Genomic DNA, 10438 nt, shown 5'->3' with positions numbered 1-10438 from the left:
CCCGCTGTACATAGCGGGTTTTTTATTTGCGCACTTCGTATGTCCTCCATGTGAGCATCACCTATCGTTTGCTTTCAAACAAAAAAGCCCTTATCTAAAAGATAAGAGCCTTAAGTGCCCAATGAGGCTGGAACACGTTCGCAGTCAATCTTTTATTTGTAAAGCTGGCTGCCTTGATTTACAAATTCTTCGGCCTTTTCTTTCATCCCCTCTTCAATAGCCTCCCATTCGCTCAGCTCTTTGTCCTTCGCATAGTCACGGATATCCTGAGAAATTCTCATGCTGCAAAACTTCGGTCCGCACATTGAACAGAAATGAGCTGTTTTCGCTCCTTCTGCCGGCAAGGTCTCATCATGGTATTCAAGCGCTCTTTCCGGATCAAGAGATAAATGAAACTGGTCTCGCCAGCGAAATTCAAAGCGGGCTTTCGATAAAGCGTCATCACGTGTTTGCGCTCCGGGATGCCCTTTTGCAAGGTCTGCGGCGTGCGCAGCAATTTTATATGTAATGACTCCTTCACGAACATCATCACGGTTTGGCAGCCCCAAATGCTCCTTCGGCGTTACATAACAAAGCATTGCTGTCCCATACCAGCCGATCATCGCCGCTCCGATCGCTGAAGTAATATGATCATAGCCCGGCGCTATATCTGTTGTCAGCGGCCCCAAGGTGTAAAAAGGCGCTTCTTTGCAGATGTCCATTTGTTTGTCGACGTTCTCTTTGATTTTATGCATCGGCACATGCCCAGGTCCCTCAATCATCACCTGAACATCATGCTTCCAGGCAATTTGCGTCAGCTCCCCAAGTGTCTCTAATTCAGCAAACTGCGCTTCATCATTGGCGTCAGCGATTGATCCAGGTCGAAGCCCGTCTCCCAGAGAAAAAGCAATGTCATACGTTTTCATAATCTCACAGATCTCTTCAAAATGGGCATAGAGAAAGCTTTCCTGATGATGAGCCAGACACCATTGTGCCATAATCGCTCCCCCGCGTGATACGATTCCCGTCGTCCGTTTGGCTGTTAACGGCACATACCGCAGCAAAACACCCGCGTGAATCGTAAAATAATCCACTCCCTGTTCAGCCTGCTCGATCAGCGTGTCACGATAAATCTCCCACGTTAAATCCTCCGCTACGCCGTTTACTTTTTCAAGCGCCTGATAAATTGGAACCGTTCCTACAGGCACAGGGCAATTGCGGATAATCCATTCACGCGTCGTATGAATATCTTTTCCGGTCGATAGATCCATCATTGTATCCGCTCCCCAGCGGATAGCCCACGTCATTTTTTCCACTTCTTCTTCAATGGATGACGTAACCGCCGAATTCCCAATATTCGCATTAATCTTCACATGAAAATTCCGGCCGATAATCATCGGTTCACTCTCGGGGTGATTTATATTTGAAGGAATGATCGCCCGGCCGCTAGCTACCTCATCTCTGACAAATTCGGGAGACACATGCTCGCGGATTGCGATAAACTCCATCTCAGGTGTAATGATTCCTTTTTTGGCATAGTGCATTTGCGTGACGTTTTGGCCCGCTTTCGCCCGCAGCGGTTTCCGCTTTAGTCCCGGGTAGCTTACGTTTGGATTTGCTTTTTTATAACCGTTATCTTCTGGTTTGACATCCCGTCCTTCATATTCTTCAACATCGCCGCGCTCCGTGATCCATTTTTGGCGAAGCGGCCTTAATCCTTCTTGAATATGAATGGCCACCTCAGGGTCCGTATACGGTCCGCTTGTATCATAGACACGAACAGGCGCGTTTTCTTCTTCACCGAACGCTCCTGTCGTCGGACTTAAGGCAATTTCCCTCATTGGCACTCGGATGTCCGCAGAAGAACCCTCCACGTATACTTTCTTGCTCCCTGAAAAACTCGACATAATCGAAATGTTGGCTTGCTGCACTGAATCGTTTCGCATCACTGATCCTTCCCCTCTCTTCGTTTGAAAGGACAAAATCAAGCCCATTACCAGCACAAAAAACCGGATTCAAAGAATGAACCCGGTTACAGTCAGAAAGAAACATATTATCGCCCAATACGGCAATAATAAAAACAATTTCTCTACTTCCCCACGCTGGTACGAACCAGATCAGGTCCAAAGGGTTAAGAAGCTACCTTCTCTCTCAGCCCGAAAACGGGCACCCCCAGTAACTATTAATTTCGCACTCATCTTAACATAAAACCAACCCGAAAAAAAAGAGAAATATAGATCATATTCAGCTAATTCACCCCAGATATTTTACCGGCAGCGGGGTTTCAAAGATTTCATGTTCAGCCATCGTCACCCGATATGCCTTTGCGCCCGGCCTTGAGCTTACTGTCTGAAACAGCTGATCATTTATAAAATGGAGAGCCGCTCCATCATCCGCCGCATAACCATCACCTAAGAAACCATTACATATCAGCTGATGGAATATCGGCCGCCGCTCCTTCTCACTGTCATAATGAGGACAAAAGCTTCCATGCAAAAAGCCTAAACTTTTCATACTTGTCAGCGGCCCGGCTGAATCCGTCACCCCTTCTTCAAACCAGCACATCGCACCGGCACTTAATCCAGCTAAAACCACACCGCTCTTCCACGCCTCTCTGAGAATAAGATCAAGCCCCCATTCCTTCCACAGCACAAGCATATTCCGCGTATTTCCCCCGCCAACATAGATCACGTCCTGTTCCATAACAAAAGAAAGTATATCTGTTGACGGCGGCTTACATAAGGATAAATGAGACGGTACACAGTCCATTGTTTGAAATGCATGATAAAACCGCTGAACATAGTTTTGTGAATCACCGCTCGCCGTCGGCAAAAAACAAATGCGAGGTGACTTCCATTTCGTTTGATTGATGATATATTGATCGAGAGACAAATTATCAGGCTCCATCGAAAAACCTCCGCCGCCCATCGCAATAATCTGTTTCATCCTCCCACTTCCCCGACAAAATTTGTTATTCATTATAGCATGACAAGTCTACATATTTTCTTAACAGGACGACCTAGAAAATAAAATCTTCTGAAGAACGGGGAGATAAAGCCTTTGAACGAGTTCTCAGCCCGATTTTCAATTTTAATTAAATTTAGAAAATCACAATCCCTAACCTCAGAACAGCGATGTACGCTCTTCGTTACAGTTCTTGAGAAAAATAGATCATTGTCACAAAAAAGACGGGATCTCATCTGTCAGATCCCGCCTCTCCCTTTTATTGCTCCACTCTTCGTAAAGCCTCGTTTACCGTTTCTTTGATAAACACATCTTCACCGCTTAATCGATCTAAACTAAGATCGCCGTTTCTCAGCCTTTCGGAAATATGGTTTATATCCTCCTCTACCGTGATTTGCAGCTCACCAGCCAAAAACATTCTGTGTAATTCATCAGCAACCATACTTTCTTTGTTCATTCCAATCCGCTCCTTTGCTTTCAATATTATTCTTAGTCTGTCCCTAGGCAGGACAAATAATAGGAAAAAAAGTATGAATCAAACGAATCTTTTTTCCTTCTTCTTACGTATATCTGTTGAGAAAAAGAAAAAGGGGAAGATTTAACTTGTCATTTTTCAAGAAGCTTGCAGCAAGTGTGTATCTGATTCAAAAGGAAAGGTTACAATAGAAAAGCTACACGCCCACATGCTAAGACACACTTTCGCTAAGTCACTAGTTAATAAAGGGGTTTTTATTGAGGAAGTCGCCGTCCTGCTTGGACACATGAGGAACGACGGAACACCCAATACCTTAATGACTGCCCGTTATGTAAAATCCAGTCAAGAAAACCTATTAGATCCTGTTAACAAACTAGATTATTAGACATGAAAAAAGCCCCCGAATCCAATTAAGGAAACGGGGGTTTCTTCGTCTTTGAAAGGAGAAATAATATCATGTAAACACTCACATAAAGACATAAATAAGAAGTAATTAAAAGTGTTAGCCCCCGCCGTTTCCATGTGGGGCATGGGGCTTGTGGCGAAGGCTTTTAAACACTTGACTATATAAAACGGGATAACCCGTCTTATTCTTTTATATTGTAAACAATAATTATTTAATATCTATTTTTGTATAAATTCAGTTACGAACGAAGTGAGTAACACGCCGAAGGCGTAATCTTTTTTTATTCTTTACAAAAGAATATACTTCGCCTTAAACCCTTATCGGCTTCGCCGAATCGCTAACGCGATTTGTTTTAACAACGATTAACTTTAACTTTGTAAGTTATCGTATGTTTCTATTATATAGGCATTGTATGGGGCTAAAAATGAACTGAAAAAATTTCTATGCACTTTCATCAAAACGGCTGAACCCCTTGCCCCCCAAATGTTATGTCAATTGTTAAATCTTTGTGACAAAGGTTCATAACACTTGTAGGAAATTACTTCCTTTATTTAAATACCTTCTTCAAACAAGGAGTATTTGTGACTAATAACATTACAAACATTTCATATTATTTTTTCCAAAACGTCCCCTTGAAATTATCATCCATTTTTATATTTTGTCCTCATCATATAAATTTTTATCGGGTGGAATTTCTCCTAAACGGGTATGTTCATTTAGAATTAAATATTGCTTTCCATCCCTTTCAATTACAGGGCATCCCTTTTCCTCGGGCTTTAGCTTAATATAGGTTGAGGGGTAATATAGCATATTTTTACAACTTAACTTATTTTCGTCGAACTCTCCGTTTTTATTTACTTGTTGTAGAATTTTCCCCGCATCATTTAATACAAGTTCAAAGTCATCCTCATAAACAAAATAAGCTTTATCGACTTGAATCGCTTTTTCGTTGACAATGTAAAGAAACTCTTTATGAAAAGCGATTGTTATCTGAAATTGTCCCGTACTAAAATCTTTATAGAAAGTTAACGTCAGGTTATCTTTCATTTCAATTCTTCTTTTATCGAAAGTTAATCCTTTAGCCTTATTCAAGTTGTTAGGAATAAAACATAAATTACTTACTCGACAATTGAAACTATTATTATCTATATGGTCAACAACAAAGTTCTTTTTATTTGCTTCTTCTATTGCTTCTTTACCATAATAGAATTCCATTACATATCTATGGAGGTATTTCTTCATTTTGTTAGAATATAGATACTCACCCTTGACCGTCCATGTGTAAGTACACAAAGTTAAATAATTCTTCGTTATAATCAGTGTATGCAAGTTTCTTTGCATTAGGTTTATTAATGTAAATCGTTTCCCCATTCCGATAAACTTCATCTCTCATTTGGTATCCCCCTCGCTAGGAACTCTAAGTAAACTTGTAATATTCACCTTTAAACAAACAACCCATTTTTATGGCTGGTTTCCACGTTAATTAAGTCAGTCCCAGTATTTCCCCCTAATCACTAGCATATGATTCTATTAACTTCATTTTACAATATTTGTTTGCCAAATAAAAAGAACACCTTAATAAGATGTTCAATAACAATCCTTGTATTTTGTACTTGTTAGCTTAATTAAAAAATCATTTTCTTGCTAAATACAAATCTATCGTATCAAAAACATTTAATTTATCACCTGAATCTATAATTGCTTCTCTAATTTCATATTCAAACATTTTCTTTATTTCGTACGGCATACTTCTATGGTCGGAATAAGTATTTAATAATGAAATATAGTCATTTGAAGAAAACACTCGTGTTAAATGATATAGCTTAAATACAATATCCTTGAATCCATATGATTGAATAGTATTTAACCTATTGTTATATCTATCTGTGTCATTTTCTATTATTTTTGTATTGGATGGTCTATATTTTTGATATATGCTTTGTATCTTTTGATGTAATTCGTCATTATCTCTTGAAACAAATGGTCTGTTCCAAAACAATGCCAATGTTCCATTAGGTTTTAAAAATTTTGAAACTTTAGGATAACCTTTTTCTTCTGGAATCCAGTGAAATGCAGTAGCTGAATAAATTAAGTCTATACTCTCCTCTTGACAATTATAGTCTTCAAATGTTGAATGATGCACCGTCAAATTTTTATATTCTCGAAATTTTGATTTTGTATATTCTGCAAGGTCTTTACCAAACTCCACAGCCGTTAATTCACAATCTTTTTCCAAAAATGGTTTTGTAGCCTGACCTGTCCCAATTCCAATTTCAATCACTTTTTTGCCGTTCCCAACCCGAGAATACTCCAAAATGTCTTTGAATAACTTATCACAATACGTAGGTCTCCACTTGTCGTAATTCTCTACATCCTCATTAAAAGTTAGTCGCTTATCCACGTTAATCCTGTCCTCCAAATGAATTTTATTTTAAACATAAATAAGGGTATGATTTATAACTTTAACATATTTGTAATATATAACTTTTATCAATCTTCTTTTTGTCATTCTAGGAAATTGTAATATAATTATCTCTTGGCAATTATCCATATCGTATCTAATCCCCCTCTCATTGCTAACTGGAGTAAATCTTATTTAGGTTTTTAAGTCTATTTCGTCTTTAGCATTGCTTTTGAAGTTTGTTTTTGGCAACATCTTGAGGGTTAGTTTAGGAATACGTATGGCATAAGAACGACTACCTTATAAGCTAGATAAAAAAATTATCTGCTATAAGAATAGTCGTTATACTGGACAACATCCGTCGGGAATTATTGAGGTGTCCGCAGTGTATCCCTATTAAACGAAAAGATTTCTCCTTAACAAGCCTACTGCAACAAGTAGCCCTAGCAGGTTCACATAGCCCCTAACCTTACGCTTTGGCTTTTCAGTTAGTTAATTCGACACCCTTTGATTGTGGGACTAGAAATGGATTCTATGTTAGTTATGGCTTGTCCTACACCGTCCGTAAACGGTCTACCCTTCTTTCGTTCAGCACTTAGGGGTAGCTTTCACCCTTCGGACACAAAACGCAATAGGGAACGTTAAAGCGTGTCCTAGCCCTTGTTATTGCGTCGGCAGGGCGAACCTTTCAAGGTTATATTATCGTCGTATTAGTCGGCACTCCACGACGGGAAAACCTGCATAGCTGCTAAAAAAGGCATTACTTAATAAGCCTTTCATATACTAATTTTTTTCGTTAATATATATAAGTAGCTAAGACGGTTATCCGTATTTAGTTATAGCCTAAGTTTGGGTCACGCGGTGCGAACGCGTGGCTTTTTCTTTTTGGTCTTTTATTAACCTTCTACAAAGTACGTTCTAATTTACACCTTTCATTAAGGCTTAGCTTCCACTCATTCAAAGCCTTTAAATAATCCTCTGAATAAGTACCATTGATACGTGCTTCACGGCTAGTAACTTTAGCAACCTCCCCCGTGTACCAATGGATAGCTTCTACGGTAGTCATATTGTCGATATTAGGAAGGTCGTTCAATTGCGTTACCTCCGTTTCTTTAACACTTTTAACGGCGAAAAATCCTTATGACGTTCTCTAACATCATTTCCGAATAGGTTTACATAGGTCTTAACAATTTCCATGCTTGTATGTCCTAGAATGGTCTGCAATTCAAAGATATTAGCCCCTTGTTGAACGCTTAACTTTGCGAACGTATGGCGGAAAGTATGAGGACTACAACGAACGTCTTTTATTTTGGCTTTCACCCCGTATATGTCGATTCGTTGTTGTACTGACCTTCTTAACAAAGGTGTCCCGTCAATGGTTACAAATAAAGCGTCACTTTCGACTACTCCCCTAATGGAGATATACTTCTTTAATTGCTTCTTCATTTCGCTTTGAATGGGTACTAGGCGTTCTCTATACGTCTTAGCGTTCCTTATCCTCAATAGACTATCTTCCCATTGAATATCGGCTAGTGATAGCCCTACAAGTTCATTAACACGTATTCCAGTTTCAAGGAAAATCATTATTGTATAGTCACGAACTCCCGTAAACGTCGTTAAATCGGGTTGATTAAACAACGTATTTAATTGTTCTTTTGAGAACGTAGGAATTACATGTTTCCTCTCTTTCAATAACTTTATATTTTCCATTGGATTTTTTGGAATGTGCTTCTTTTTGTAAAGGAAATTGAAGAACGAACGTAGCCCACGTAAACGGGTATTGATTGAAACAATCTTAGTTCCTTTGTAGATACGCATATAACGAATAACATTCTCTTGGATATGTTCTTCCGTTACCTTATACGGCTTTAACTCCCTTGTATCTATTCCTTGTTCTTCTAATTGATTAAGAAACGCTTGAATTTCATTTTGATAATAACGGATAGTAAATGGTCTTAAATTACGTAAATCACAATCATCAAGAAAGAGTTGCAACGCTTCTTTGAACGTTTCTGCATACGACTTCTCACTTTTTCGGACTACTGATAATTCACGTTCATTTAGATTGTTTTTACGTCTTGCCATAGCTTACCCCCTTCGTAACTATTCGCACGATTAACGCACACGATTAGAGACGATTGGAAAACACTATAAACTAACATATTTTAAACACAAAAAAACGCTTCCCCACAATGGAGAAACGTTGATTTGACGGTATATTCACGTTCAATTACCGATTATAAACTTTGAAAATCGATACCGGTGGTCGGGGTCGAACCGACACTCCAGAAGGAACACGATTTTGAGTCGTGCGCGTCTGCCAATTCCGCCACACCGGCAAGTTTTACGTCGTATCCAACCGACGAATATAAATATATCATGGATCTTATAAAGTGTCAACGCATTTCAAAAAAGTTTTTTGGAAATATATTAATAAAATATGTTAAGAGAATTAGAAAACACAGTAGCTCAAATAACTTTTTCATAAAGTACCGGAACTTAGCTGCTTAGGATAAATCAAAGCAATAAAAAAATGATCTACATAAGTAGATCATTAATATGATTAGTTATCATTATAGAACACAAACACCAATTCAACTTATCATGTAAGTAAAATTGGTGCCGAGGGCCGGACTTGAACCGGCACGGTAGTCACCTACCGCAGGATTTTAAGTCCTGTGTGTCTGCCAATTCCACCACCCCGGCAAAAGAAAGGCGACACCCGGATTTGAACCGGGGATAAAGGTTTTGCAGACCTCTGCCTTACCACTTGGCTATGCCGCCGTAATTGGAGCGGAAGACGGGATTCGAACCCGCGACCCCCACCTTGGCAAGGTGGTGTTCTACCACTGAACTACTTCCGCATCTTAAGGGACTTATTACATGATATGCAATAGATATAAAAAAGTGAGACTGGGCTAGCTGGATTCGAACCAACGCATGACGGAGTCAAAGTCCGTTGCCTTACCGCTTGGCTATAGCCCAATGATAATATGGGGCGATTGATGGGAATCGAACCCACGAGTGCCAGAGCCACAATCTGGTGCGTTAACCACTTCGCCACAACCGCCATAATCTCAAGATGTCATCAATTTGGCAGGGGCAGTAGGAATCGAACCCACACCGGAGGTTTTGGAGACCTCTGTTCTACCGTTAAACTATGCCCCTATAAATGGTGGAGGGGGGCAGATTCGAACTGCCGAACCCTGAGGGAGCGGATTTACAGTCCGCCGCGTTTAGCCACTTCGCTACCCCTCCACATTAAGTTTTGAAAAACAGTGCCGGCAAGAGGACTTGAACCCCCAACCTACTGATTACAAGTCAGTTGCTCTACCAATTGAGCTACACCGGCATAGGTGGTGGCTCGGGACGGAATCGAACCGCCGACACACGGATTTTCAGTCCGTTGCTCTACCAACTGAGCTACCGAGCCTTATTATTTAAATGGCGGTCCGGACGGGACTCGAACCCGCGACCTCCTGCGTGACAGGCAGGCATTCTAACCAACTGAACTACCGGACCATTTTAAAATTTGGTTGCGGGGGCAGGATTTGAACCTGCGACCTTCGGGTTATGAGCCCGACGAGCTACCGAACTGCTCCACCCCGCGATGATAATGGTGGAGGATGACGGGCTCGAACCGCCGACCCTCTGCTTGTAAGGCAGATGCTCTCCCAGCTGAGCTAATCCTCCATCATATAATGACCCGTACGGGATTCGAACCCGTGTTACCGCCGTGAAAGGGCGGTGTCTTAACCGCTTGACCAACGGGCCCAGACTTTTAAATGTAATTATGTATAAATATCAGTGGCGGAGAGCAAGGGATTCGAACCCTTGAGACGGAGTTGACCGCCTACACGATTTCCAATCGTGCTCCTTCGACCACTCGGACAGCTCTCCAATAATGGCTCCGCAGGTAGGATTCGAACCTACGACCGATCGGTTAACAGCCGATAGCTCTACCACTGAGCTACTGCGGAATGAAGTCTGCCTGGCGATGTCCTACTCTCACAGGGGGAATCCCCCGACTACCATCGGCGCTGAAGAGCTTAACTTCCGTGTTCGGCATGGGAACGGGTGTGACCTCTTCGCCATCATCACCAGACAATTTCAGTGACATTTAACATTATACTATATATCGCAGAGAAAATCAAGTGTTTTTTAAAAAACTTATTCTCTCAAAACTAGATAACAGGTGTGACATCATTCAAAA

Annotated in this window: 7 protein-coding genes, 16 tRNA genes, 1 rRNA gene and 1 riboswitch; of the genes, 1 reads left to right on the top strand and 23 read right to left on the bottom strand. The window is 40.7% G+C overall.

What is annotated here, in order from left to right; all coding sequences use genetic code 11:
- Positions 1-152 precede the first annotated feature (152 nt).
- The 3 genes from thiC to SC79_RS00110 all read right to left on the bottom strand — a co-directional run bounded on the left by thiC (position 153) and on the right by SC79_RS00110 (position 3406).
- Positions 153-1925 carry a phosphomethylpyrimidine synthase ThiC gene (gene thiC, locus SC79_RS00120; protein WP_039073349.1) on the bottom strand — a complete coding sequence of 591 codons (1773 nt, stop codon included), beginning with the start codon at positions 1923-1925 and terminating at the stop codon, positions 153-155.
- Between the two features lie 131 nt (positions 1926-2056).
- A riboswitch (TPP riboswitch) is annotated at positions 2057-2163 on the bottom strand.
- A gap of 69 nt (positions 2164-2232) precedes the next feature.
- The gene (locus tag SC79_RS00115; protein ID WP_039073348.1) at positions 2233-2925 is read right to left on the bottom strand and encodes a Type 1 glutamine amidotransferase-like domain-containing protein; all 693 of its coding nucleotides are present in this window, start codon (positions 2923-2925) and stop codon (positions 2233-2235) included.
- Positions 2926-3202: 277 nt separating this feature from the next.
- The gene (locus SC79_RS00110; RefSeq protein WP_026014409.1) at positions 3203-3406 is read right to left on the bottom strand and encodes a hypothetical protein; all 204 of its coding nucleotides are present in this window, start codon (positions 3404-3406) and stop codon (positions 3203-3205) included.
- Positions 3407-3551: 145 nt separating this feature from the next.
- Between SC79_RS00110 and SC79_RS21620 the strand changes: the two genes are divergently transcribed.
- Entirely contained in the window at positions 3552-3803 is a 252-nt protein-coding gene (locus SC79_RS21620; RefSeq protein ID WP_082022475.1) for a tyrosine-type recombinase/integrase, read from the top strand.
- A gap of 672 nt (positions 3804-4475) precedes the next feature.
- Here the strand turns inward: SC79_RS21620 and SC79_RS00105 are convergent.
- The 20 genes from SC79_RS00105 to rrf form a co-directional block, all read right to left on the bottom strand.
- Entirely contained in the window at positions 4476-5210 is a 735-nt protein-coding gene (locus tag SC79_RS00105) for an HNH endonuclease (RefSeq protein WP_039073347.1), read from the bottom strand.
- Between the two features lie 247 nt (positions 5211-5457).
- Positions 5458-6225, bottom strand: a complete 768-nt coding sequence (locus tag SC79_RS00100; protein WP_039073346.1) for a class I SAM-dependent methyltransferase — start codon at positions 6223-6225, stop codon at positions 5458-5460.
- A gap of 1098 nt (positions 6226-7323) precedes the next feature.
- Entirely contained in the window at positions 7324-8310 is a 987-nt protein-coding gene (locus SC79_RS00090) for a tyrosine-type recombinase/integrase (protein WP_039073344.1), read from the bottom strand.
- A gap of 172 nt (positions 8311-8482) precedes the next feature.
- Positions 8483-8564, bottom strand: a tRNA-Leu gene (locus SC79_RS00085).
- Positions 8565-8842: 278 nt separating this feature from the next.
- Positions 8843-8931, bottom strand: a tRNA-Leu gene (locus SC79_RS00080).
- Between the two features lie 7 nt (positions 8932-8938).
- Positions 8939-9009: transfer RNA gene (locus SC79_RS00075), tRNA-Cys, on the bottom strand.
- A gap of 5 nt (positions 9010-9014) precedes the next feature.
- Positions 9015-9089 (bottom strand) — tRNA-Gly (locus SC79_RS00070).
- 49 nt (positions 9090-9138) lie between these two features.
- Positions 9139-9210, bottom strand: a tRNA-Gln gene (locus tag SC79_RS00065).
- A 9-nt stretch (positions 9211-9219) separates the two neighbouring features.
- A tRNA-His gene (locus tag SC79_RS00060) sits at positions 9220-9295 on the bottom strand.
- A 24-nt stretch (positions 9296-9319) separates the two neighbouring features.
- Positions 9320-9393, bottom strand: a tRNA-Trp gene (locus SC79_RS00055).
- A 5-nt stretch (positions 9394-9398) separates the two neighbouring features.
- Positions 9399-9483: transfer RNA gene (locus tag SC79_RS00050), tRNA-Tyr, on the bottom strand.
- A gap of 21 nt (positions 9484-9504) precedes the next feature.
- A tRNA-Thr gene (locus tag SC79_RS00045) sits at positions 9505-9577 on the bottom strand.
- Positions 9578-9582: 5 nt separating this feature from the next.
- A tRNA-Phe gene (locus tag SC79_RS00040) sits at positions 9583-9658 on the bottom strand.
- 12 nt (positions 9659-9670) lie between these two features.
- A tRNA-Asp gene (locus SC79_RS00035) sits at positions 9671-9747 on the bottom strand.
- 11 nt (positions 9748-9758) lie between these two features.
- Positions 9759-9835: transfer RNA gene (locus SC79_RS00030), tRNA-Met, on the bottom strand.
- A 7-nt stretch (positions 9836-9842) separates the two neighbouring features.
- Positions 9843-9918: transfer RNA gene (locus SC79_RS00025), tRNA-Val, on the bottom strand.
- Positions 9919-9927: 9 nt separating this feature from the next.
- A tRNA-Glu gene (locus SC79_RS00020) sits at positions 9928-9999 on the bottom strand.
- Positions 10000-10033: 34 nt separating this feature from the next.
- Positions 10034-10125, bottom strand: a tRNA-Ser gene (locus SC79_RS00015).
- Positions 10126-10130: 5 nt separating this feature from the next.
- Positions 10131-10205: transfer RNA gene (locus SC79_RS00010), tRNA-Asn, on the bottom strand.
- Positions 10206-10214: 9 nt separating this feature from the next.
- Positions 10215-10330, bottom strand: a 5S ribosomal RNA gene (rrf, locus tag SC79_RS00005).
- Positions 10331-10438: the final 108 nt, after the last annotated feature.

It is taken from the genome of Bacillus sp. MSP13 (assembly GCF_000815295.1).
GTDB classification, from domain to species: domain Bacteria; phylum Bacillota; class Bacilli; order Bacillales; family Bacillaceae; genus Bacillus; species Bacillus vallismortis.
This window is presented reverse-complemented; position numbering and strand designations above follow the sequence as displayed.